19 protein-coding genes are annotated in these 23,635 nt (G+C 69.5%); 12 read left to right on the top strand and 7 right to left on the bottom strand.

What is annotated here, in order from left to right; genetic code table 11:
* The first annotated feature begins 106 nt into the window (after nucleotides 1-106).
* Both KFLA_RS21215 and KFLA_RS21210 read left to right on the top strand, forming a co-directional pair.
* Nucleotides 107-5,500 (top strand): ThuA domain-containing protein, encoded by a 5,394-nt coding sequence (locus tag KFLA_RS21215; RefSeq protein WP_012921863.1) that lies wholly within the window; start codon nucleotides 107-109, stop codon nucleotides 5,498-5,500.
* Nucleotides 5,501-5,852: 352 nt separating this feature from the next.
* Nucleotides 5,853-6,854: a sugar phosphate isomerase/epimerase family protein gene (locus tag KFLA_RS21210; RefSeq protein ID WP_012921862.1), complete on the top strand. Its 1,002-nt coding sequence runs from the start codon at nucleotides 5,853-5,855 to the stop codon at nucleotides 6,852-6,854.
* A gap of 50 nt (nucleotides 6,855-6,904) precedes the next feature.
* Here KFLA_RS21210 and KFLA_RS21205 read toward each other — a convergent pair whose 3' ends face one another.
* Nucleotides 6,905-7,837 (bottom strand): DUF1996 domain-containing protein, encoded by a 933-nt coding sequence (locus tag KFLA_RS21205; protein WP_012921861.1) that lies wholly within the window; start codon nucleotides 7,835-7,837, stop codon nucleotides 6,905-6,907.
* A gap of 298 nt (nucleotides 7,838-8,135) precedes the next feature.
* Here KFLA_RS21205 and KFLA_RS21200 point away from each other — a divergent pair, with 298 nt between their 5' ends.
* Both KFLA_RS21200 and KFLA_RS21195 read left to right on the top strand, forming a co-directional pair.
* A complete protein-coding gene (locus tag KFLA_RS21200; protein ID WP_012921860.1) occupies nucleotides 8,136-10,340 on the top strand; it encodes a discoidin domain-containing protein in 2,205 nt (734 codons plus the stop codon).
* A gap of 160 nt (nucleotides 10,341-10,500) precedes the next feature.
* Complete coding sequence (locus KFLA_RS21195) at nucleotides 10,501-11,529, top strand: LacI family DNA-binding transcriptional regulator (RefSeq protein WP_012921859.1); 1,029 nt, start codon at nucleotides 10,501-10,503, stop codon at nucleotides 11,527-11,529.
* A 68-nt stretch (nucleotides 11,530-11,597) separates the two neighbouring features.
* On the opposite strand, the gene KFLA_RS35810 is transcribed toward KFLA_RS21195, so the two are convergent.
* Nucleotides 11,598-12,398 (bottom strand): hypothetical protein, encoded by an 801-nt coding sequence (locus KFLA_RS35810; RefSeq protein WP_012921858.1) that lies wholly within the window; start codon nucleotides 12,396-12,398, stop codon nucleotides 11,598-11,600.
* A gap of 99 nt (nucleotides 12,399-12,497) precedes the next feature.
* Here KFLA_RS35810 and KFLA_RS21185 point away from each other — a divergent pair, with 99 nt between their 5' ends.
* From KFLA_RS21185 to KFLA_RS21170, 5 genes are all read left to right on the top strand, one after another.
* The gene (locus KFLA_RS21185) at nucleotides 12,498-12,986 is read left to right on the top strand and encodes a MarR family winged helix-turn-helix transcriptional regulator (protein WP_041289429.1); all 489 of its coding nucleotides are present in this window, start codon (nucleotides 12,498-12,500) and stop codon (nucleotides 12,984-12,986) included.
* Nucleotides 12,987-13,161: 175 nt separating this feature from the next.
* Nucleotides 13,162-13,383 carry a hypothetical protein gene (locus KFLA_RS21180; RefSeq protein WP_012921856.1) on the top strand — a complete coding sequence of 74 codons (222 nt, stop codon included), beginning with the start codon at nucleotides 13,162-13,164 and terminating at the stop codon, nucleotides 13,381-13,383.
* A gap of 214 nt (nucleotides 13,384-13,597) precedes the next feature.
* A complete protein-coding gene (locus KFLA_RS21175; protein ID WP_237706553.1) occupies nucleotides 13,598-14,416 on the top strand; it encodes a GNAT family N-acetyltransferase in 819 nt (272 codons plus the stop codon).
* A gap of 52 nt (nucleotides 14,417-14,468) precedes the next feature.
* Complete coding sequence (locus KFLA_RS39400; RefSeq protein WP_012921854.1) at nucleotides 14,469-14,600, top strand: hypothetical protein; 132 nt, start codon at nucleotides 14,469-14,471, stop codon at nucleotides 14,598-14,600.
* A gap of 122 nt (nucleotides 14,601-14,722) precedes the next feature.
* On the top strand, nucleotides 14,723-15,115 hold the full coding sequence (locus tag KFLA_RS21170; RefSeq protein ID WP_012921852.1) for a YciI family protein: 393 nt from the start codon (nucleotides 14,723-14,725) through the stop codon (nucleotides 15,113-15,115).
* 702 nt (nucleotides 15,116-15,817) lie between these two features.
* On the opposite strand, the gene KFLA_RS21165 is transcribed toward KFLA_RS21170, so the two are convergent.
* From KFLA_RS21165 to KFLA_RS38410, 3 genes are all read right to left on the bottom strand, one after another.
* Nucleotides 15,818-16,414, bottom strand: coding sequence for a GNAT family N-acetyltransferase (locus KFLA_RS21165; protein ID WP_012921851.1), 597 nt, complete (start codon nucleotides 16,412-16,414; stop codon nucleotides 15,818-15,820).
* 70 nt (nucleotides 16,415-16,484) lie between these two features.
* Nucleotides 16,485-17,033 (bottom strand): GDSL-type esterase/lipase family protein, encoded by a 549-nt coding sequence (locus KFLA_RS21160; RefSeq protein WP_049797400.1) that lies wholly within the window; start codon nucleotides 17,031-17,033, stop codon nucleotides 16,485-16,487.
* Nucleotides 17,030-17,284, bottom strand: a complete 255-nt coding sequence (locus tag KFLA_RS38410; RefSeq protein WP_041289427.1) for an SGNH/GDSL hydrolase family protein — start codon at nucleotides 17,282-17,284, stop codon at nucleotides 17,030-17,032. Before KFLA_RS38410 ends, KFLA_RS21160 begins: the two co-directional genes overlap by 4 nt.
* 111 nt (nucleotides 17,285-17,395) lie before the next feature.
* On the opposite strand from KFLA_RS38410, the gene KFLA_RS21150 reads away from it, so the two are divergent.
* Both KFLA_RS21150 and KFLA_RS21145 read left to right on the top strand, forming a co-directional pair.
* The gene (locus tag KFLA_RS21150) at nucleotides 17,396-17,731 is read left to right on the top strand and encodes an ArsR/SmtB family transcription factor (RefSeq protein ID WP_012921850.1); all 336 of its coding nucleotides are present in this window, start codon (nucleotides 17,396-17,398) and stop codon (nucleotides 17,729-17,731) included.
* Nucleotides 17,728-18,546: a VOC family protein gene (locus KFLA_RS21145; protein ID WP_012921849.1), complete on the top strand. Its 819-nt coding sequence runs from the start codon at nucleotides 17,728-17,730 to the stop codon at nucleotides 18,544-18,546. Before KFLA_RS21150 ends, KFLA_RS21145 begins: the two co-directional genes overlap by 4 nt.
* Nucleotides 18,547-18,638: 92 nt before the next feature.
* Here the strand turns inward: KFLA_RS21145 and KFLA_RS21140 are convergent, their stop codons facing one another.
* Together KFLA_RS21140 and KFLA_RS21135 are read right to left on the bottom strand one after the other, a co-directional pair.
* Nucleotides 18,639-19,235, bottom strand: coding sequence for a nitroreductase family protein (locus tag KFLA_RS21140; protein ID WP_012921848.1), 597 nt, complete (start codon nucleotides 19,233-19,235; stop codon nucleotides 18,639-18,641).
* A gap of 96 nt (nucleotides 19,236-19,331) precedes the next feature.
* Entirely contained in the window at nucleotides 19,332-19,556 is a 225-nt protein-coding gene (locus KFLA_RS21135; protein WP_012921847.1) for a hypothetical protein, read from the bottom strand.
* 102 nt (nucleotides 19,557-19,658) lie between these two features.
* Between KFLA_RS21135 and KFLA_RS38405 the strand changes: the two genes are divergently transcribed.
* Nucleotides 19,659-23,363, top strand: a complete 3,705-nt coding sequence (locus tag KFLA_RS38405; protein ID WP_012921846.1) for a sacsin N-terminal ATP-binding-like domain-containing protein — start codon at nucleotides 19,659-19,661, stop codon at nucleotides 23,361-23,363.
* Nucleotides 23,364-23,635: the final 272 nt, after the last annotated feature.

Genomic DNA, 23,635 nt, shown 5'->3' with positions numbered 1-23,635 from the left:
GCACGGGACCGCAGTAGCTGAACAGCACCACCAGGGCCGAAAAAGCCAGGGACCCGCCCTGGCACCGATGGAGCGCGCACCTTATCCGACCCATGAGGAGCTCCCCATGAACCAGCTACGCAGGCGTCTGCACGGCACGGTGATCCGCGCTGTCGTGCTGGCGCTGATCGCCGCCCTGGCGATACCTCTCAGTGCTCTCCCCGCGCGGGCCCATCCCGGGCACGGCGACGAAACCTTCAACGCGCTGATCTTCAGCAAGACGGCCGGCTTCCGGCACGACTCGATCCCGGCCGGCATCCAGACCATCAAGGACCTGGCGACGGCGAACGGGTTCACGGTCACCGCGACCGAGGACGCGGCGATGTTCACCGACGCCGAACTGGCCAAGTACGAGGTGGTCATCTGGCTGTCGACCACCGGCGACGTGCTGAACGCGGACCAGCAGGCCGCCTTCGAGCGTTACATCCGTAACGGCGGCGGGTACGCCGGGGTGCACGCGGCCTCCGACACGGAGTACGCGTGGCCCTGGTACGGCAAGCTGGTCGGCTCGTACTTCGACAGCCACCCACCCGGTACGCCGAACGCGAACGTGAAGGTGGAGGACCACGCGCACCCGTCGACCGCGGACGCGCCGACCACCTGGAACCGGACCGACGAGTGGTACAACTACCGGTCCAACCCGCGCGGCAGCGTGCACGTGCTCGCCTCGCTGGACGAGTCGTCGTACACCGGCGGCACCATGGGCGCCGAGCACCCGATCGCGTGGTGCCAGGACTACGACGGCGGCCGCGCCTGGTACACCGGCATGGGGCACACGATCGAGTCGTTCGCCGACCCGGTCTTCCGCCAGCACCTGCTCGGCGGCATCAAGACCGCCGCGGGTGTGCAGCCGGCCGACTGCGGGGCGTCGCTGAGCGACAGCTACCAGAAGGTCACACTGGACGACGACACGTCGAACCCGATGGAGCTCGCGATCGCTGGTGACGGCCGCGTGTTCTACATCGACCGCAACGGTGCCGTGAAGATCGTGAAGACCGACGGCTCGGTGGTCACCGCCGGCACGCTGAACGTCTACACCGGCCAGGAGTTCGGCCTGCTCGGCATCGCGCTCGACCCGGCCTTCGACAGCAACGGCTTCCTGTACCTGTACTACTCACCGGCCGGCACCGAGGCGTTCGACCGGGTGTCGCGGTTCAAGCTCACCGGTGACACGCTCGACCTGGCCAGCGAGAAGCAGGTCCTGCGGGTGGACACCCAGCGGGACCAGTGCTGCCACGCGGGTGGTGCGCTCGAGTTCGACAACCAGGGCAACCTGTTCGTTGCCACCGGCGACAACAGCAACCCGTTCGACTCCGACGGCTACTCGCCGCTGGACGAGCGGGCCGGCCGGGCCCCGTGGGACGCCCAGCGCAGCTCCGCCAACAGCAACAACCTGAACGGCAAGATCCTGCGCGTGCACGTCGAGGCCGACGGCTCGTACACGATCCCGGCCGGCAACATGTTCGCGCCGGGCACCGCGAAGACCCGCCCGGAGATCTACGCGATGGGCTTCCGCAACCCGTTCCGGATCGGCATCGACCCGACCACGAACCACCTGTTCGTCGCCGACTACGGGCCGGACGCCGGTCAGGTCTCGCCGACGCGCGGCCCGGACGGCCGGGTCGAGTGGGACATCCTGGACAAGCCCGGCTTCTACGGCTGGCCCTACTGCGTGGGCAACAACACGCCGTACAACGACCACGACTTCGCCACCGGTACGTCGGGTGCGGCGTTCAACTGCAACGCGCCGGTCAACAACTCGCCGAACAACACCGGCATCACCCAGCTGCCGGCGGCCATCCCGGCGGCGCTGTGGATGGGCAAGTCGACGACCGGGGTGCCGGAGATCGGTGGCAGTGGTGCGCCGATGACCAGTGGCGCGTACCAGTTCGACCCCGACAGTGACTCCGACCGCAAGTGGCCGCAGTACTTCGACGGCAAGGCCGTGTTCGCCGACTGGAACGACAGCCGGTTGTTCTCGGTCCAGCTGAACGACGACCGCAGCAAGGTCGCCGACGTGTCCCGAATGCTGCAGGGGATGAACTTCATCCGGCCGCACGCGCTGCAGTTCGGGCCGGACGGTGCGCTCTACGTGATCGAGTGGGGTAGTGGGTTCGGTGGCAACAACGCCGACTCCGGGCTCTACCGGATCGACTACGTGCAAGGCAACCGGGCGCCGATCGCGCAGTTCAGCACCGACAAGACGTCCGGGCCGGCGCCGCTGACGGTGGCCTTCGACAGCACCGGGTCGCGCGATCCCGACGGGCAGCCGATCACGCTGGCGTGGGACTTCGACGGCAACGGCACGACCGACTCGACCGACCCCAAGCCGACCCACACCTATGCCTCGGCGGGCGTGTTCACGGCCCGGCTGACCGTGACCGACAGCGACGGACGGTCGGCGGTGTCCAACCGGACGATCACCGCGGGCAACACCGCTCCGACGATCAGCATCGAGGCGCCGCTGAACGGCGGCTTCTTCGACTTCGGCGACACGATCCGCTACAAGGTGACCGTCACCGATCCCGAGGACGGCACGGTGAACTGCCAGGACGTGGTCACCCAGCCGGCGCTCGGCCACGACGAGCACGCGCACGGGTACGAGTTGTACCGCGGCTGTGAGGGCACGTTCCCGTTGCCTGGTGACGAGGGGCACGTCGGCGCGAACATCTTCGGCATCGTCACGGTGAAGTACACCGACAAGGGTGCCCCGGGCACCGGTGCGATCACCACCGAGAAGGTGGTGCAGCTGCAGCCGAAGACGCGGGAGGCGGAGTTCTTCAGCGAGACCGGCGGACCCGGTGAGACGCCGGGCGTGCAGGTCGAGGACACCGGCGACACCGCGGGCGGCGGCAAGAACATCGGCTTCATCGAGGACGGCGACTGGTGGAGCTGGACGACCACCAACCTCACCGGGATCGACCGGATCGAGCTGCGCGCCGCGTCGCCCGAGGCCGGGGCGACCGTTCAGGTCCGGCAGGGCTCGCCGACCGACGGGCCGGTGATCGCGACCATCCAGGTGACGGCGACGGGCGCCTGGCAGACCTACGGCAACTTCTCCTCGGCGCTCAGCGGCGCCTCGCTGACCACCGGCAAGCTGTACTTCGTCAAGACGACCGGGCAGCTGAACGTCAACTGGGTGAAGTTCATCGGCAAGGGGGTGACCGAGAACCAGCGTCCGGTGGTGACGGCCTCCGCGGCCGTTGTCCAGGGCAAGGCTCCGTTGAAGGTCGACTTCACCTCGTCGGCCACCGATCCCGAGGGCGACGTCCCGCTGACGTACGCCTGGAGCTTCGGTGACGGCGCGACCGGCACCGGCGCGAACCCGAGCCACACCTACACGACCGCGGGTACGCACACCGCGACCGTGACGGTGACCGACTCCCGCGGCGCCAAGGGCACGGCGAAGATCGTCGTCAAGGTCGACTCGGCGGCCCCGCCGACCTGCCTGACCGGACGGTCCGACGGGTTCGACGGGACGACGCTGGACACGGGGCGCTGGAGCTCGGTTGTCCGGGGCAACCAGGAGATGTCCGTTGCGGGCGGCAACCTCATGCTGCCGTTGACGGCGACCGACATCTACGGCACCGGCAACTCCGGTACGCCGAACATCGTGCTGCAGCCGTTGCCGGCCGGAGCGTGGCAGGCGACCGCGAAGCTGACGTTGCCGGCTCGGCTGGCCTATCAGCAGGCCGGGTTGATCGTCTACGGCGACGACGACAACTACGCCAAGATGGTGCTGCAGGGACGGTCCACCGGTGCTCCGTCGGCCGCGGACCGGATCTTCCAGTTCATCCGCGAGGAGGCCGGGGCGCCGAACGAGGTGGCCGCCTCGAACACGGCGAACCTCGGCGCGGCGTACCCGGACACGGTGTGGGTCCGGTTCACCAGCGACGGGGCGAACCTGCGGGCGTCGTACAGCGCGGACGGCGCGACCTTCACCGAGATGGCCGAGGCCAAGCAGCTGGCCGGGATCAGCAATCCCCGGATCGGGCTGTTCGGGTTGACCAACCGGACCGAGGCGCTGCCGGTGTCGGCGTCGTTCGACTACTTCAGCATCACGCCGGACGACACCGCCGAGGCCCCGACGCCGGACGACGAGTTCACCGGTACGGCGCTCGACGCGTGCCGCTGGTCCGCGATCGTACGGCCCGATCCGGCGGCGTACCGGGTGACCGGGGGAGCGGTCGAGATCGACACCAGCAAGGGCGACATCTACCAGGGCACGGCCACGAACCCGAAGAACCTGCTGCTGCAGCCGGCTCCCGACGGTGACTGGACGATCGAGACCAAGGTGGACGGGTCGGACTTCGACGAGCGGTACCAGCAGGCCGGTCTGCTGGTGTACGGCGACGACGCGAACTACGTGAAGCTGGACTACCTCGCGACCAACGCTGCGGGCTCCGCGGTGACGCGGGGGATCGAGCTGCGCAGCGAGGTGAACAACGCGATCGTGCAGCCCGCGCCGAACGCGCCGACGCCCACGCAGGGGGTCTGGTACCTGCGGCTGGCCAAGAGCGGTTCGACGTTCACCGGGTCGTACAGCGCGGACGGGCTGGTCTGGACGGCGCTGCCGGCGGTGACCAATCCGGCGCTCGCGTCGGCGAGCTTCGGCATCTACGCCTTCGGCGCCGACCAGGTCGCCTCGAAGACGGCGAAGTTCGACTACTTCAAGCTGGTCCGGGACACGCAGGCGCCGCAGGTGAACCTGTCGGTGAACCCGTCGGCGCCGTCCGGCCTGAACGGCTGGTGGACCGACGCGGTCGTCGCGACGGCGATGGCGACCGACAACCAGCCGGGGCAGGTCTACCTGGAGCAGAAGATCGGTGCCGGCGACTGGTCGGAGTACACGGCGCCGGTGAGGCTGGCCACGGATGGCACGCACACGCTGCAGGTGCGGGCCAGCGACACCGCGGGCAACGTGTCGGCGGCCGAGTCGGTGACGGTCAAGATCGACCGGACCGCGCCGAGGACCACCGTGACCGGGCTGGCCAGTGGCGGCAAGCTCGGGGTGGCGTCGGTGCTCGGCGTCTCCGCGACCGCCGAGGACGCGCTCTCCGGCGTTTCCTCCGTGACGCTGGCCGTCGACGGGAAAGCGCTCCCGGCCGGCGGCACGCTGGACGGGGTCGCGCTCGGGCTCGGCGCGCACGAGTTGACCGCGACGGCTGCCGACAAGGCCGGCAACACGTCGGTGACCAAGGTGCCGTTCACCGTGGTGGCGACGTACGCCGAGGCGGTCAAGCTGGTCGAGCGGTACCGCGTCGCCCGGACGGTGCCGGCCGGCACCGCGACGGTGATGAAGGTGCAGCTCGGACTGGCCGAGCAGCAGCAGCGGCGTGGCCGGGACGCGCTCGCCGCGCTCGCTCTCGACCTGTTCCTGGCGCAGGCGCGAACGGTCCGGGACGTGCCGGCCCGGACGCTGCTGACCGCCGTCGGTCAGGACCTGAAGCGGCAGCTGTGACCCGATGAAGACGTCGCCGAGCGAGATCGCGCCCTGTCCGACGCGGAGAGGCGTGCAGGAACCGCGGTGCCTCCCGGGTGGTTCGGCCCCGCCCGGGCCACCGCGCAGCGATCCCGCCCGGTGGACGGGGGACCGGTTCGCCGGTCCTCGTCCCCGGCGCCCGGCCAAGCGCTCCGGCCGCGCGCCGGGGACACCCCGCAGCTTTCCGCCCAGCCCCGGCCGCACCGCTTCGAAGACCCCGGCCCCCACACGCTCCTGGCCGACAGACCGCCCCACCGCTTTCCCTGACTGAACCTCGACCGCCCGCCCCAGCCACGCCTCACCGCCGTACAGAAAGAAGGAGTAGAACGACATGGCTCGACCGATCACCCTGTTCACCGGCCAGTGGGCCGACCTCCCGTTCGAGGAAGTGGCCCGGCTGGCCGCCGACTGGGGCTACGACGGCCTGGAGATCGCCTGCTGGGGTGACCACCTCGACGTCCGCAAGGCCGCCGAGGACGACACCTACGTGCAGAACCGCCGCGACATCCTCGACAAGTACAACCTCAAGGTCTGGACGATCTCGAACCACCTGCTCGGCCAGGCGGTCTGCGACGACCCGATCGACCAGCGCCACCAGGCGATCCTGCCCGCGCACATCTGGGGCGACGGCGACGCCGAGGGCGTCCGGCAGCGCGCGGCTGAGGAGATGCAGACGACCGCCCGGGCGGCCCGCGCGCTCGGCGTCGACGTGGTCGTCGGCTTCACCGGCTCGGCGATCTGGAAGACCGTCGCGATGTTCCCGCCGGTCCCGCCGGAGATGATCGACGCCGGGTACGCCGACTTCGCCGACCGCTGGAACCCGATTCTCGACGTGTTCGACGAGGTCGGGGTGAAGTTCGCGCACGAGGTGCACCCGTCGGAGATCGCCTACGACTACTGGTCGACCACACGCACGCTGGAGGCGATCGGCCACCGCGAGGCGTTCGGCCTGAACTGGGACCCGAGCCACTTCGTCTGGCAGGACCTCGACCCGGTCGGCTTCCTGTGGGACTTCAAGGACCGGATCTGCCACGTCGACTGCAAGGACGCGAAGCGCCAGGTCGGCAACGGCCGCAACGGCCGGATGGGCTCGCACCTGGCCTGGGGCGACCCGCGGCGCGGCTGGGACTTCGTCTCCACCGGGCACGGCGACGTCCCGTGGGAAGCGTGCTTCCGGATGCTGAACACGATCGGGTACGACGGCCCGATCTCGGTCGAGTGGGAGGACGCCGGGATGGACCGGCTGGTCGGCGCCCCCGAGGCGCTGCAGTTCGTGAAGTCGCTGGCCTTCGACCCACCGTCGGCTTCCTTCGACGCGGCGTTCTCCTCCTGAGTGGTACTCCTGTGGTGCCGGGTTCTGCCCGGACCCGGCACCACAGGTGATCAGGGGCGTCCGGGCAACCGGTAGTTGTCGCCGAGGACCTGACCGCGCTCGGGCTTGTAGAGGTCGAAGCCCTTCGAGTTGCACTGCAGGCCACCGTTGATGCAGTGGCTCACCAGGGCCGCCAGCGTCTGCTCGTCCCAGGCGTTGAAGAAGTCGTAGTGCCAGGTGTACCCCCGTCCGCTCGCCAGCCGGACGTCGGTGACGTTGCCGTCCGCGGGGAACGCGATCTTGAACTCCAGCATCGGGACCGGTTTGGGATGACTGCTGGGGCAGGACCCGTTCACCGGGTACGCCATGTGGCTCTTGTGGTCGGGAGAGTCGAGGTCACGTCCGTTCCAGCAGCTCGGAGCCTGGTAGCGGATGTTGAGCTGGGTCCCGGCCGGGCAGTTCGCCGGGAAGTCCCAGTTGTGCGCTGAGTCGCCGCACTCCCAGCCCTCGACGGCGCCGGGAGCGGTGCGGAAGTCCTCCTGGGTCGCGGTCGGGCTGCCGACGACGTACCGCAGGCCGGGCGGGAACGGCCGGACGGCACGGTAGTCGTGGATGCCGGACTTGTAGTAGATGGTCTGGTGCCAGGTCTGGTTCACGGGCTGGTTGCCGCGGAACATGGTCGGCCACCAGTACGCCGACAGGTCGTCGGGGTTGAGGCAGGTGGTCGCGTAGGCGCCGGCCGCCTTGAGGCTGTCGAGCGTGGTGGCGGCGTTGGTCGTCCGGTTGCCGACGAAGCTGTGGTCGTGCGACGCGCCGGGCAGGTTGGGGAACACGATCGGGTCGTCGCCGGCCCGGTGGTTGACCGTGCAGTTGACCTGGAACTCCCGGTGGGTGACCAGGTCGTCGGCCTGAGCGGACGAGCCGAGGCCGGCGGTGAGCAAGGCACTGAGGGTGAGGGCGGCGGTGCCGCCGGCGAGCAGGACTTTCTTCCTTCTGGTGAACACGGATCTCCTCCTGTCGGGGGATTCCGCGGGGCGGTGGATCGGGCAGCCCGCGGTGGACATCGCGGGAGAGCGCTCTCTGAGACAGCCTCGATCCGGCTGTGCGCGCTGTCAAGAGCCGCCCGGTTCCGGAACCGCTGAGCGTGATCGAGCCGTTGACAGCAGCCTTCGCAGCCCGCACGATCAGTTCGCGAGAGAGCGCTCTCTGACTCTCGCGCACCTGTTCCCGGCCGGTCCGCCACCGGGTCCTGGTCGCTGTGCTGTCCCGCCCTTCACGCACACAGCGAAGGAGTACGACCCCATGAACCTCGCGACCCCGCCCCGGCATACCGACCGCCGCGCTGGTCCCCGCCGGGCTGGTCCCCGCCGGTGCCGCGGCCGATCGTTGCTGGCCGCCACCGTCGCGGCGACCACGCTGCTGCTCGGCAACGTCGTCCTGCAGGCGGCACCCGCTCAGGCGGCAACGTTGCTCTCCCAAGGCAAACCCGCCACCGCCTCGTCCTCGGAAGGAGCCGGTACGCCGGCATCGGCCGCGGTGGACGGCAATCCGGGCACCCGGTGGTCCAGCGTCTTCAGCGATCCGCAGTGGCTCCAAGTGGATCTCGGCGCGGCCGCGTCGGTCAGCCAGGTCGTCCTGCGCTGGGAGGCTGCTCACGCCACGGCGTACCGGATCGAGGTGTCCGACGACGCCCGGAGCTGGAGCCCGATCTACAGCACGACCACCGGCCGGGGCGGCACCGAAACCCTGACAGTCAACGGCAAAGGCCGCTACGTGCGGCTCTACGGTACCCAACGGGTCGGCGGCTACGGCTACTCGTTGTGGGAGTTCGAAGTGCACGGTACGCCGGGCTCCGACGGACCGCAGCCAGGCAACGGCACGGTGCGAATCGCCGGTAGTCAGGGCAATTGGCAGCTGCTGGTCAACGGTTCGCCGTACCAGGTGAAGGGTCTGACCTGGGGGCCGCCGGTCACGGAGGCGAGCCGGCACCTGCCGCAGTTGCGGTCGATCGGCGTCAATACGCTGCGTACCTGGGGGACCGACGCCAGTTCGAAGACGCTCTTCGACGCGGCGGCCGCCAACGGGATGCGGGTGGTCGCCGGCTACTGGCTCCAACCTGGTGGTGGACCCGGCAGCGGCGGCTGCGCCAACTACGTCACCGACGCGGCGTACAAGGAGACGATGCTCGGCGAGATCCGCCGCTGGACCACGGAGTACAAGGACCACCCGGGCGTGCTGCTGTGGAACGTGGGCAACGAGTCGATCCTCGGGCTGCAGAACTGCTACTCCGGCGCCGAGCTCGAGCAGCAGCGGATCGCGTACGCCAGGTTCGTGAACGAGGGCGCCAAGGCGATCCACGCGATCGACCCGAACCACCCGGTGACCTCGACCGACGCGTGGACCGGTGCCTGGCCGTACTACCAGCAGTACTCGCCGGACCTCGACCTGCTCGCGGTGAACTCCTACGGCAACGTCTGCCAGGTGAAGCAGGACTGGATCAACGGCGGCTACACCAAGCCGTACATCCTGACCGAGGGCGGCCCGGCCGGCGAGTGGGAGGTGCCGAACGACGTGAACGGCGTACCGAACGAGCCGACCGACGTGCAGAAGCGCGACGGGTATCTGCGGGCCTGGAACTGCGTCACCGGGCACACCGGGGTCGCGCTCGGGGCCACGCTGTTCCACTACGGCACCGAGAACGACTTCGGGGCCGTGTGGTTCAACATCGCCCCGGGCGGCGAGAAGCGGCTGTCGTACTACGCGATCCGGCAGGCGTACGGCGGCGCTTCGGGTGGCAACACCCCGCCGGTGATCAGCAACATGACGCTGAGCCGGACCACCGACGTACCGGCCGGGAGCACCATCACGGTCGACGTCGCGGTCACCGATCCGGACGGGGACGCGCTCTCTCACGAGTTCAAGGTCGGCGGCAAGTACATCGACAACAGCGGCTCCCTGGTGACCACGCCGTCGTCGGGCACCGGGCCGTTCACGGTGACCGTGCCGCAGCGCCTCGGGGTCTGGAAGCTGTACGACTACGTGCGCGACGGCAAGGGCAACGTGGGGATCGAGACCCGCTCGTTCCGGGTGGTCGCGCCGCCGGTCTCCGGCACGAACGTTGCCCGCGGCAAGCCGGTGACCGCGTCGTCGTACCAGCAGGTCGGCGACGGCGCCCCGTTCCCGCCGTCGAACGTGACCGACGGGAACAACGCGACCCGCTGGGCGAGCGACTGGGCCGACCCGCAGTGGCTGCAGGTGGACCTCGGCCAGGTGACGTCCTTCGACCGCGTCCAGCTGATCTGGGAAGGCGCGTACGCCCGGGCGTACCGGGTCGAGGTCTCGGACGACGGGAACACCTGGAGAGCGCTCTACAGCACAGCTGACGGAAACGGTGACGTCGACGACCTCAGCGTCGCCGGCTCCGGCCGCTACGTCCGCCTCACCGGCACCCAGCGAGGCACCGGCTTCGGCTACTCGCTCTACGAGTTCGGCGTCTACCGACGCTGACTTGAACCCGGTCCGGCGGCCCGGGGGCGGGCCGCCGGACCGAGTGCTCCGAGTCGGTGCCGAGCGCCTCGGACACCGAAGCGGGAGCGCGAACCTCCGCTCAGGAGGCTGTGGACAAACGACAGGGGCCGAGCCGTTGACAGAGATACGATCCGTGACCATGAGGCCGCGGAAGCAGCACCGAACGCCCACCCTGGAAGACGTCGCCAGGGTGGCCGGTGTGTCGCGCGCGACCGTGTCCCGAGTGGTCAACGGCGTCGCGACCGTCGACGCCGCCCTGCGGCTGAAGGTGATGGCCGCCGTCGACACCACCGGCTACCGCCCCAACAACGCCGCCCGCCAGCTCGCCGGCCGCAAAGCAGGCTCCATCGCCCTGGTCATCTCTGGCTCCGACGGCTCTGCCGAACAAGTCTTCGGCGACCCGTTCTTCGGCCGCGTCACCGGGGGAGTGGTCAAGCACCTGCGCACGAAGGGCATTCACCCCACACTCGTGCTCGCCGACTCCGAGTCCGCGCGCGGTGAAGCGGTCGACTACGTCCGCCGCGGCAACGCGGACGGGGCGTTGCTGGTGTCGACCCACGCCGACGACACCCTGCCCGGCCTGTTCGTCGACGCGGGTCTGCCCGCCGTGCTGTTCGCCCGTCCGGCGCTGCACGCACCGATCAGCTACGTCGATCTGGCGCACGAGGTCGGCGCCGCCCTGGCCGCCGACCGTCTGGTCGCTCGGGGCTGCCGGCGCGTCGCCACGATCGCCGGCCCCATCGACGTACCAGCCGCACAGGACCGGCTCTCGGGCTTCCGTCAGGCGATGGCACGGCACGGCGAGCCCTACGCTGCCGTTGCGTACGGCAACTTCACGTTGGAGAGCGGTGAGCTGGCGATGGCCGACCTGCTGGCTCGCACCCCCGACCTTGACGGGGTTTTCGCCGCCAACGACCTGATGGCGGCCGGCGCCCTCCGAGCCCTCCGGGACGCCGGCCGCGCGGTTCCCGCCGACGTAGCTGTCATCGGGTTCGACGACAGTGCCCCCGCCAGCACCTCGACTCCCCGGCTCACCACCGTCGCCCAACCCCTCGAGGAGATGGCCGCCGAGATGTCGCGCCTCCTGCTCGACCAGATCACCCACGCCGGCACGGAACCGGTGTGCAAGATCTTCGATCCCCACCTGGTCTTGCGCGACTCCGCCTGACCGCCGCCGTCCGACAACGAGGTGGCCGTCGAACGATGCCGAGTTGATCGACCGCGTGAACCACGGGCTCAGCTTTCCTGCAGGAGTTCGGCGGTCTGGGCGACGACGTAGTGCAGGTTGAGTTGGCGAGCCCAGCGGTTGGTCTCGGCGGCGATGGCCTTGGCCGCGGTCGGGTTGCCCTCGTCGCGGGTGAGAGTGGCCAGGAGGACCTGCTGGGCAAGCGCGCCGAGGAGGTGGCCCTCTCGCTGGCGGATCTCGGTAGAGCGCTCCCAGTAGGTCCGGGCCAGCGTCAGGTCGCCGGCGGTGTGGGCGTGGTCGCCCAGGTCGCGGAACGCGTACGACGCCTGGAGGTCGTCGTTGGCCGACTCGCTCAGGGCGAGGGAGCCGGTGTAGTGCTTGAAGGCGTCGGCGTGTTGGCCGCGTAGGTTGTCGTCGATGAGGCCGCGGTAGAACGCCGCGGCGCTGCGGCGGGAGTCGTCTGCGGCTTCCACTTGTAAACGCTCGGCTTCAGCGGCGAGCTGGGCCACTGCGGAACTGTCCGGCGCGGGGGAGTCGCCGTCGAAGGTCGCGAACAAGTGGGTGGAGTACCTCTTGCGCAGGGCCAACATCGCGGCGTCCCACTGAGGCACGGGGTCGGACTGCGCGGCGAGGGCAGCAGACAGGTCGGTGAGGGCGCTGCCGGAGTAGTCCGTGCGCTGGGCGAAATCCTGGTCGACGGTCACTTCGGCGAGCGCCAACTTGAGGCGCAAGTCCTCGTCGGGGTCGGTGACGTGGGTTGCCCGGAGTAGCTCGGCCGCGGCCTCCCACTGGCCCGCGCGGGTGAGCAAGGAGCTCGCGGTGAGAACGTGAGAGAGCGCTGTCTCTGCCATCGCTGGGTCTCGCTTTCGATCGCTGAAGTGGTGCCGCCGACGGTATTTCGAGATCGAAAGGTTTGACAACTAATCTTCAGTCGCTGAACAATTCGACGCGTGAAGGACTTCGTGGACGACCATGTCGCGCTCTGGTCGCAAGAGGTGCCCGACTTCGACGCCCGGGTGGAGGGGATCGCGGTTCGGCTCCAGGTGCTCACGCGGTACTTGGACCGGCATCGCGACGCCGTGCTGGCGGAGTACGGACTGCAGTGGTGGGAGTTCAAGACCCTGCACATGCTGCGCCGCGGCGGTACGCCGTACCGGGCGACGCCGGGTCAGCTCGCCAAACAGCTCGGGATGTCGCCGGCGGCCCTGACGAATCGGCTGGACGCGCTGGAGCGGCGGGGCTACGTCGCGCGCAGCCACGATCCCGATGACCGTCGCAAGGTCGTCGCCACGCTGACCGCGGCGGGTCGCGCGATCTGGGAGCAGGGAATCGGCGAGATCCAGAAGGTGGAGCAGGGGCTGGTTCACGTGCTGGGTGAGGGAGAGCAGGAGCAGTTGGAGCGGTTGCTCCGGCACCTTGTGCACGCGACGGAGACCTAGGGCTTCGGAGTTGCTGCGCCGGTGTTCAGCCGGATGCTGGGCGAGCATTCGCTGGGAAGGTCGCGGTGAAGATGCTGGGTTCGAAGCCCGCGGTCGAGATGTACAGCAGCGGCGGTTGGGTCCGACGTACTCGGTGAAGGCGCTCGCCAGGGGCGCCCGAGTGAAGGAGCGGACCATGGAGCCGATGAGCTTGCTGGTGGCGCGAAACATCACCGTTGACCAGATGCGTGAGTCCTTCGAGAGCGAGGCCGCGGCACCGACGATGCGCCGTGGACCGGCGGCACTGGTCGCGTGGTGCCGAGCCTGGTCGACGCGCTTGGTTCGCGGGCGGGGGTTCAGACGGGGGTTCGGCCGCGAGCTGGGGCGGGAGCCCGGCACCTGTTCGGGCACGAATTGAATCGGAACTCCGGGTGCGAGTTCGGGCGCGAGCTGATGCGGAAATCCGGGCGCGAGTTCGCCGCGAACTGGGGGCAGATCCGGGTGCGAGTTCGGGCGCGGGCTGCGGCGGAAGTCCGCGCGCGAGTTCGGCCGCGAAGTGAGGGGGGATCCGGGCGCCCGCTGAGGTGGGAAACCGGGTGCGCCGAGTCGCTTCGGCGTGCCACAGTCCGTGCGTGACCGATGAGACGCGAACTGAGCTGACGGCCGTCCTGCTGGCGGCGTACGACGAGCAACTGCGGGGCGCCCGCGAGACCGACGAGGCTCCGAGGTCCCTGGACGGCCCAGTGGTGCGAGTCGAGTACCCGAGCCGGGGATTCGTGAGCTACCGCTCTCTCGACGGTCTGGACGGCCCCGAGCTGGACGCGCTGATCGCCCGGCAGCGCGACTACTTCGCGGCGAAAGGGCAGGCGGTCGAGTGGAAGACCCGCGGTCACGATCTGCCGGCGGATCTGCCTCAGCGGCTGCTTGCGGCCGGCTTCGTCCCCGAGGAGCAGGAAACGGTCCTGATCGCAGAGAGCGCGATCACCGCGTCCCGGCTGAGCGGGCGCGAGCTGGTCGACGGGGTGACGATCCGTCGAACCACCGTGCAGGCCGACTTCGAGCGGATCGCCGCGATGGAGTCGACGGTCTGGGGTGAGGACTGGTCGTGGCTGGCCGGAGACCTGGCCGGCCGGCAGGCGTCCGGCCAGGCCGACATCTACGTCGCGGAAGCCGACGGCCGTGTGGTCTCGGCCGCGTGGGCCGTGCACCAGGCAGGCACGGACTTCACCGGACTCTGGGGTGGGTCGACCCTCACCGAGTGGCGGGGCCGAGGTATCTACAAGGCGCTGGTCGCGATCCGCGCCGCCCGGGCGGCCGAACGCGGGCACCGGTACTTGCAGGTCGACGCATCTGACGACAGTTCGCCGATCCTGCAGCGGCTGGGCTTCCTGCCCGTTACGACGACCACGCCGTACGTCTTCACTCCGGCGAGCAGGTCGGGCTCGCAGTAGGAGTGCGGCTGAGTCGTACACCCGGCAGGCCGTGAACTGGTAGACAGGACGGATGCACCAACTCCGCTCGCTGGGCGCCTCTGTTGAGGCCGAGGCGGGCTGTCTCGACCTGATGCGCGCGGGGTGCCTTCGCGAGGTCGGGGATCAGACCGGCGCCCAGGCGTTGCGGCAGCAGTGGCTCTGAGGAGGGCGGATCGGGTGGGCTGTCGAGAACGGGAAATCGGCTCCGACGTTGCTGACGGAGGCGCCGAGATGGCGCTTGCGGTGGCCGGGCCGAAGCCGGCCGAGAAGCACTAAGGAGCCGAGATGAAGTACGTGCTGTTGATGCAGGCGACCAAGCAGCGCTGGGACGCGATGCCCCAGACCTGGTCCGAGCAAGACGTCAAGGTGATGGTCGACTTCATGCACGACCTCAACGAGGAGCTGCAGAAGTCCGGCGAACTGGTCGAGGTTCGCGGGCTGCCCGGTCCCGACCACATGAAGACCCTGCAGGCGGACGAGAACGGCGAGCCGATCATCACCGACGGCCCGTTCAGCGAGACCAAGGAGGTGCTCGCCGGCTACTGGGTGGTGGACGTGGCCACGGAGCAGCGAGCGCTGGAGATCGCTCTCAAGATCTCCCTGACGCCGGGCCCCGGCGGTCGCCCGGTGAACCAGCCGGTCGAGATCCACCCCGAGGGCGTCGCGCCGACCAGCTGAGCTTGGGGGGCGTCCTGATCAGCTGAGATGGGTCGCCGACATCTGAGGGCGGGTCGCCTGACGACCTGAAGAGGCTGAGGATGGGTCGCCGACAGCTGGGTCGGGTCGCCCTGACGACCCGAAGACGGCTGAGGATGGGTCGCCGACATCTGAGGCGGATCGCCTGACGACCCGAAGACGAGGGTCGCCCGGCGACCCTGGGCGTCGGGAGTGAGCCGTCGCGATCCGGAAAGTCGGGGGGCGCTTGAGCTTGAAGGTCATCCGATCACTGATCTCGTGCGTCAGCCCGCCGGCCGGCTGACCTCGGGACGACCAGTGGCGAGTCACCTGAACCACGGTGACCTCAGACGTTGGGCAGGGGCGCCGGCACGGCAGGGGTGGGTTCACGCGCGTGCGGGTGGGTTGCCTGCGTTGTTGCCTGAATCCGATAGGCCCAGGCACCGCGGGGGAATTCCAGGCTGACTCGGGCGTCGGCTGCAGTGAAGCGGGGCCGGCTTCGGGCCTCGGGTGGAGTGGATTGGGACGGGCTTCGGGCATCGGCTGGAGCGTATTGGGACGGGCTTGGGCATCGGCTGGATTGGGGCGGGCCTCGGGCGTCGGCTGGGGCGTCGCCTGAAGCCAGATGACTCGCCGGGCAGGCGACGGCAGATAGCAGGCGACGACAATGGAGGCGTGCGCGCATCAGCGGGCACGCCGGGGGAATCAGCGCTGGGGTGGACGGCGCATCGCCCAGTGGGTGGGGCCGTTGTGGGGGAGCGCGATCTCGCCGACGATCTCGAACCCGAGGGACTGGTAGAAACCGACGTTGCCGGCGTCCTGGGTCTCCAGGAAGGCCGCGCTGCGGTCCTGATCCGCGCGGGCCAGGCCGGGAGCGATCACCGCCCGGCCGAGCCCGCGTCCCTGCCGGTCGGGAGCGACGCCCACCACGTTCAAGAACCAGAGCGGCTCGCGCGGCCGGAGTACGCTCATCGCCTGCTCGTAGCTTTCAGCGACGAGAGCGCGCTCTCCCGCGATCTCGCGCAACTCGGGTGCCAGCGGAGAGAAGACATCGCGTGGCGTACGCGGCGTCGTCCAGACGGCGACCGCGCTGTGGTCGTCGCTGGCCCACACCTTGCCGTGGGCCAAACCGATCCGCGTGAGGAAGAGCCGCTGGTACCGCTCCAGCCGGTCGAGGTAGCCGTCCGCGGCGAGACCCTGCCGAGTCATCGGGTAGTCCTCGAACGCGCGGACCAATGTCCGAACCAGTGGCTCGACATCCGCCGCGACCGCCGGCCGGATCAGGTGCGTGTCTGGCGCCATGACCAGCAGGGTAAGACAGAGAACCGCCGCTGCCCGCCGTCTGGGCATCGCGGCACCGGTGGCGCACGTCTCAGGCGGTCTGCTCCAGATGACGCGCTATCAGATCCGCGACGGCAGCCATGCCCGCCGCGTTCGGGTGGTACGGCATGAAACCTCCGAGAGCCGGCGGGCGCACAGTGAAACCGGTCGTCCACGGCTCCGGCGATCCCACGGCGTGCTGCTTGCTCAGCTCAGAGACCGCGACCAGCTCGGCACCGGTCCGCTCGGCCGCCGCCGCGAATACCCCGGCGAGCCGGTCAGCCATCAGCGCGATGCTCGGCAACTGCTCCTCGTTCAGCGGTACGTCGAGCCTCGGGCGGGTCGCCGGCCCGACGACGGCCAAGTAGTCGACCAGTAGGACCCGGGCCCGCGGAGCGCGCTCTTGAGCGCGCTTCACGACCTCGGCCAGCGAGTCGGTCACGGCGTCGTACGCGGACTCGTCGCGCAGGTAGCTGACCCGGGCGCGGATGCGGTTGGCAACCCGGCGGCCGAAGATCGTCGCCGGTTTGGCCCAGGTGTTCATCACGCTGCCGCGGAGGAACGAGCCGATGTAGTCCAGGTCGTTGCCACCAGCCGTCACTGTGACCAGCTCGGTGCGTGGCCGACGGCATTAATCTGCGGCGGCGCATCGTCCTGGCGCTCGGACAGCAGGTGCGCCGTGGTCGCTCCGGAGTACGTGACGTCGATCAGATCGAGCTCGAGCCGCTCGGCGACCAGGTGGGCATAGTTCCGCTGCGACCGCCCAGCGGCCTTGTCGATCTCGGGGGCGATGCCAGGACCAGCGGCGAACGAGCTGCCGAGCGCGACGTAGCGGCTGCCAGGTGAGATCACAGCCGCCAACTTAGGGCATAACCGCGAGAGAGCGCGTTCTCGTCCAGGACGACACAGCCGAAGAAGTTCGAGCTCTTGATAATAGTTAACGATAGATGCAAGTATATCGCCATGGTGGACGCCGAAGTGGACCGCTTCTTCGAGGTGCTGGCCGATCCGACCCGTCGGCAGGTGGTGCAGTTGCTGGGCAGCGGGCCACTGCGAGCAGGTCAGCTGGCTGCCGCGACCGGCACGTCGTCGCCGGCGATGAGCCGGCACCTGAAGATTCTGCTGGCCGCCGAGCTGGTCACCGACGAGCGAGTCCCGGACGATGCCCGGCTGCGCATCTTCCGGCTGCGCCAAGAACCGGTCGTCGCCGTCCAAGCCTGGCTCGACCAGATCCAGGCGCACTGGCAGGAGCAGCTGGGAGCGTTCAAGAGGCACGTCGAGCAGAGGGAGACACCGTGACCAAGCAGTCCGCGTCCGCATCCGTCGAGGTCGCCGCCGATCCCGCCACGGCGTTCCGGATCTTCACCGACGAGATCGACCTGTGGTGGGTCCGAGGGCCGATCAACTTCTTCGACGCCGCCCGGGCCGTGGCGATGCAGATCGAACCCGGGGTCGGTGGCCGGATCCTGGAGGTCTACCGCCCAGCGGGCGATCCGGCCGGTGAGGACGTTCTCGAACTCGGCCGGATCACCGCCTGGGAGCCCGGAGCCCGACTGGCGTACCGCAGTTCGGTGGACGACACCGAGACCGACATCCGCTTCGAGGCCTTCTCCGGCGGCACGCGGGTGAGCGTCGAGCAGACCCTCGTTCCGGGCGGCGAGAGCGCTTTCTACTTCTGGCCGAACGTGATCCCGTGGTTCGTCGGCTGGGTGACCAGGCGCGATCTGCGCACGCCCCGTGAACTCGACCGCTTGAGCGTGGTTCTGTACTACGAAGACCCCGCGGCGGCTGCTCGCTGGTTGCACACGGTGTTCGGGCTCGGCTCGTGGGACCGGATCCCGGCGGAAGGTGAACAACCGTCCTGGATCGAGTTGCACATCGGTCTCTCGGCGGTCCTGCTCTTCAAGCTGGAGGAAGGTGCCACGGTGCCGCGGCCGGTGGACCACGGGGTGTGGGTGTACGTCGACGACCTCGACGCGCACTTCGCCCGAAGCTCCGAGCAGGGCGCCAAGATCGTCTCCGAGATCCACCAGCACGGCTATCGCTGCTACGAGGTCGACGACCTGGAAGGGCACCGCTGGACCTTCGCCCAGGCGCGGCCGACGATGCAGTGAGCCCATCGCTCGTGCCACCGGCGCTCACTCGGCAGCACCGATTCCATGCCCTGTGCCGTTGGCGCTGGCTGCGCTGACGCCACAGGGACAGGTCAGCTGGTCCAGCGACCTCGGTGGACCAGCTCGGTGGCGCGCTTGCGCCGCTTGCTCAGATCGCGCGGCGGCTCGTCGGAGTAGCCGATCGAGATCGCGCCGATGGGGGAGAAGTTGTCCGGGACGCCGAACTGCTCTCGGTAGACCGGGATCCGGTCGGCCGGGAGCCCGAAGAAGCACGCGCCGAGGCCGGCGTCGACCGCGGTCTGCAGGATCAGCAGCGCCGACATCCCGGCGTCCACGTCCCAGTACGGAACCGGCCACCAGTCCTCGGCTCGGTCGGTGTGGCCCTTGTCCGGTTCGGCGTACCGGTCGAGATAAGCGTCCTTGTTGGAGTGAACCACGATCAACAACGGAGCCTGCACGTTGGCGGCCAACCAGTTCTCCGGCTGCTCGACGGGAGTCGAGGCGGCGCGGAAGCGCGCGATGTCCTCCTGCGTGTCGAGCACGAGATAGCCGAAACCTTGGGAGAAGCCGGCCGACGGCGCCCGCATCGCATTGTCGAGCAGTCGCTCGACGATCTCCTCCGGCACCGGCCGATCGAGGTCGTACCGCCGAACCATCCGTCGCCGTCGCACTACGTCCTGAAAGTCCACCCGCTCAAGCTACGCCGCCGACGGTGTCACCGCGCGGGCCGGCGGCGCGTAGCCAGTCCGGGCAAGTGCGGTGAGAAACGACGGGAGAGCGGTTGCTCAGCTGCGTCCCGCGCCCGAGTCGCTGTCGTCCGGCGGCGTGGTGTCGACCGAACGGCTCTTGGTCCGCTCGTCGGTGTGCGCCGCAGTCTCCGGCGCGTGGTCTCCCGCGAGGGACTGCCCGGCTGCTGCCGCGCCTCGTCCAGCGGCGAACAGCGAAAAGATGACATACCCGAGGGCTGCCAGCGCGATCACAACGAGTGCGATCACCAACGGAACTCCCATGACGAACCCTCCTCAGCTCTGGGCCCCGGTACCCCCTCCTTTCCCGGGCATGCGCGCGGGGGCGGGCGGTGACCGCCGGCGAAGGGCGGCATACTCCAGGGCGTGAGTGACGAGTTCGGAAGTGCTGGGATCAGAGAGCGCGTTCTGGCGAGCTGGGCCGCCGCAGCGGTGCGGTTCAGGGAGGACGCGAACGCCGAGGAAGACCTGGCACTCGGCGGTTACCTGGACCGGGTCGTGGTCGAACTTGCCCAGAACGCCGCGGACGCTGCGGTCAGGGCCGGTGTCCCGGGGCGGGTCCGGTTCTCGCTCCGGGACGGGACGCTGGTGGTCGCGAACACCGGTACGCCGCTGTCAGCGGCCGGAGTCGAGTCGCTGGCCACCTTGCGGGCGTCGGCGAAACGCGATGACGCGGAGAGCGCGGTGGGGCGGTTCGGCGTCGGGTTCGCTGCGGTGCTCGCGGTCACCGATGAGCCGGTGATTCTGTCGCGAACCGGCGGCGTCCGGTTTTCGCGGGCCGACACAGCGGCGGCCGTCGGGGCGCTCGGGTCTCCCGGCCTGGACACCGAGGTGCGCCGCCGGGACGGGCACGTACCCGTGTTGCGGTTGCCCTTCTCGGCGGAGGGTGAACCGCCGGAGGGGTTCGACACCGCGGTGATCCTGCCCTTGCGTGACGAGGCGGCGAGCGAGCTGGTGCGGCGGTTGCTCGACGAGGCCGACGATGCGTTGCTGCTCGCACTTCCTGGTCTGGAACGGATCGAGATCGAGGTTGACGGGGAGGAGCGGGTTCTCGCTGACGTACTGTCCCGGTGGACGGTGCAACGAGCCGCAGGAACATTCGACGAGAACGACAGAGAGCGGTTGCTGGCGGACCGCCCGATCGAGGAACGGAGCCGGCCGCACTGGTCGGTGCTGTGGGCGCTGCCGCGATCGGCGGACGCCGAGATTCCGCGCACTGTGCACGCGCCGACGCCAACGGACGAGCCGCTGTCGCTGCCCGCCTTGCTGCTGGCAACCTTTCCGCTGGATGCCGCGCGCCGTCACGTGGCGAAGGGGCCGCTGACCGACCACTTGGTCCACGAGGCCGCTCGCGCCTACGCCGAGCTTCTCCAGCACCACTCCGAGACCGGGATGAACGTCCTTCCGCTGGTTCCCACCGGCCTGGCTGCCGGAGCCCTCGATCGTGCCCTCCGCGACGCAATCCTCGCCGAACTCCCGCACACCCCACTCCTGCGCCAAGCCGAGAACCGCCCGGAGTCGTTCGGCACGCCGCTGGACGCATCGCCCTCCTCCCGATCGAACGAGCCGCCCGAGACGCCGGCCGACCTGCCATCGCAGCCCTGGGCCGGCGACCTCCCTGACACCCGGACCGCTGCACTCGCAGAAGTCGGGGTCGATGGGCCAGCCGCCACGGAGATCGGGGACTTGCCTGACCCCCGGGCCGATGAACCCGCCGGCCCATGGGCCGACGTGCCAACCACCACCGAGGCCGGGGACCTCCCCGACGCCCGACCCGATGCGCCCCTCGACACTTGGGCCGACGTACCAGCCGGATCGTCGGCCGGCACGGCGGTCGAAGGGCCGATCGGTCGTCCGGCGGCCGGTTTGTTGCGGCCTCGGGACGCGGTGGTGGTGGAGGGTGCGGATGACACATTTACGACGGTGCTGGCGACGATGGTTCCGGGCCTGGTTCGGTCCCGGCGGCAGGACCGGCTCGCGCTGGATGCACTGGGCGTGCGCCGGCTGGACCTTGCGGAGTTGATCGACCAGATCGGTGCGGTCGCGGAGTCCCGCCTGCCGGAGTGGTGGAGGGAAACATATGGAGCGCTCTCCGCCATGGTCACCGAACCGCTGCTCCGGGAAGCGCTGGGCACACTGCCGGTCCCGCTCGCGGACGGCCGACTGGTGCGCGGTGTCCGCGGCCTCCTGCTGCCCGGGCCCGATCTCCCGGACGACGTCCTCGCAACCTTCGGCGAGTACGGCGTCCGCGTGGTGCACCCCGACGCGGTGCACGAGACCCTGGAACGCCTGGGAGCGCTTCCCGCGACCCCTCGCACGTTGCTCGAGGACAGCGCAGTCCGCGCGGCCGTCGAGAACTCCACCGACGCGGATGACCCGGCCACCATCGCAGCAGCTGTCCTCGGAGTCGTCGCGGTGGACCCGGCCCAGGCCGAAGGACTTTGGTGGCTCTCCGATCTCGTACTGCGTGACGCCGACGGCGAATGGGTGCCCGCGAACGCGTTGGTGATCCCGGGTTCTGTGGCCGAAGCTGTGCTCGACCCGGACGAGGTCGCGCCGATAGAGCGCGATCTGCTGGAGCACTACGGCACGGACGCGCTGGAAGCGGTCGGCGTACTGAGCTCTCTGGGTACGGTCTCGGCGGCCGATGTCTCCCTCGACGAGTTGCCGGAGGCACTGGCCGATCTCGACGGCATCGAGGACTGGGCAGACGATGTCGCGCCGGAGGGTTCGCGGTACGGCGTCGCCGTGGGCGAACTGGTTGCGGTGCGAGACCTGGACTGGATCACCGACGACGCTTGGCCTCGGGTGCTCGAGCTTTTCGGGACTTCGCCCGAGCTGCGGCGAGCCTTGGTCGACCAGGCACGAGTTGTCGGACCCGACGACCGCGCGTACGGCGTCCCGTCGTACGCGGCATGGTGGATCAGAGAGCGCGTTCTTCTGGAGGACGGCGAGCCGCTGGCCGGCCGGGCGGATCCCGAGGCGGAGCCGGTGCTGGCGAGCCTGCTCGACGCGGCACCCGAGTGGACCGCACAGCTCGACCCGGAGGTCCGGACGGCGGTCGGCTTCGTGCGAACCGTCGCGGACCTGGATGCCGACGGAGTCGGACTACTGCTGGACCGACTCGCTGATCCCGGCCGTGAGATCGGAGAGAGCGCGATCCTGCGACTCTGGCAGCGACTTGGCGCCCTCACGGTCTACCCCGACTCTGCGCCTGATCGCGTCCGCGTCCTTGGCGACCCAACGACTCACTCTGCCGAACCGATGGACGCCGTTCCCAGCTACGAGAGTGCAGCTCAAGTCGCCCCCGCCGTTGCCGGGACGGACGAGGGGATTGCGCTTGGTGTGGGGTCGGGCGACGCTGTGCCGATTTCCGGTGGGTCGGGCGGTGAAGGAGCAGGCGCAGGTTCGGCGTCCGGCGAGTTCGGCGAGTCCCGCGACGACGCGCACCGCCGGCATGAGGAGCACCATGCGCACGACCGGCACGACCGGCACGACGGGCACGAGGGGCACCGCGCGCACGATGTGCACCGCGACGACTCGACGTACGACGGATCCGACGTGGGGTACGACGGATCCGACGGGTATGCCGGCTCCGGTGCCGTTGAGGTACTGAGTCGAGTGGTTGCCGCGGGAGAGGCGGTGGTGGCGGATGCGCCGATGTGGTTGCAGCGGGAGGATCTCGGCGGATTCGTGGTCGCGTCCGGGGTGGTCGCGGACGGGCTGAGCGATCTGTTCGAGGTGCCGATGGCCGGGGAGGTTGCCGCGGGCAAGATCGACGGGATCGGTACGGAGGCGGAGGTGCCGCCGATAGTGCGCGAGCTGGTTCCGCAGGTGCCGGACACCTGGTGGGAGCACGAGGAGCTCACCGTCGACGGGTACGAGGTGTCGTGGTGGGTCGACGACGACGGCGCGCCGCACGCGGCGACCTTCAACGGGCTGGCCAAGGCGCTTGCCTGGTCCGCCGGACGCTGGGACCAGCGGCACGTCATTCTCGCCGTGCTCAGCGATCCTGCCCGAGCCTCGGAACTCCGCGTCGACGCCACATTCGACACCCCACTGTCCGACTGACAGCGCGTTCACCAGCGCAGACGGATGAACTGCCATCCTCCGAGCGGCGCCACTTCGGCGGGACGGTCCAGCGCCACAAACAGTTAGGCCCTCCCCCACTGTCCGACTGACAGCGCGTTTACCAGCGCAGACGGATGAACTGCCATCCTCCGAGCGGCGCCACTTCGGCGGGACGGTCCAGCGCCACGAACAGTTGGGCCCTGGCAGGTCGACGCTGACCCGGGCGGTTCAAAGCGGAGGACGAACCGCGGGCCGTCGCGGGGGGAGCGCGG

It is taken from the genome of Kribbella flavida DSM 17836 (genome assembly GCF_000024345.1).
Lineage (GTDB): Bacteria > Actinomycetota > Actinomycetes > Propionibacteriales > Kribbellaceae > Kribbella > Kribbella flavida.
Note: the sequence above shows the minus strand (reverse complement) of the source record. Positions and strands in the feature narration are given on the sequence as shown.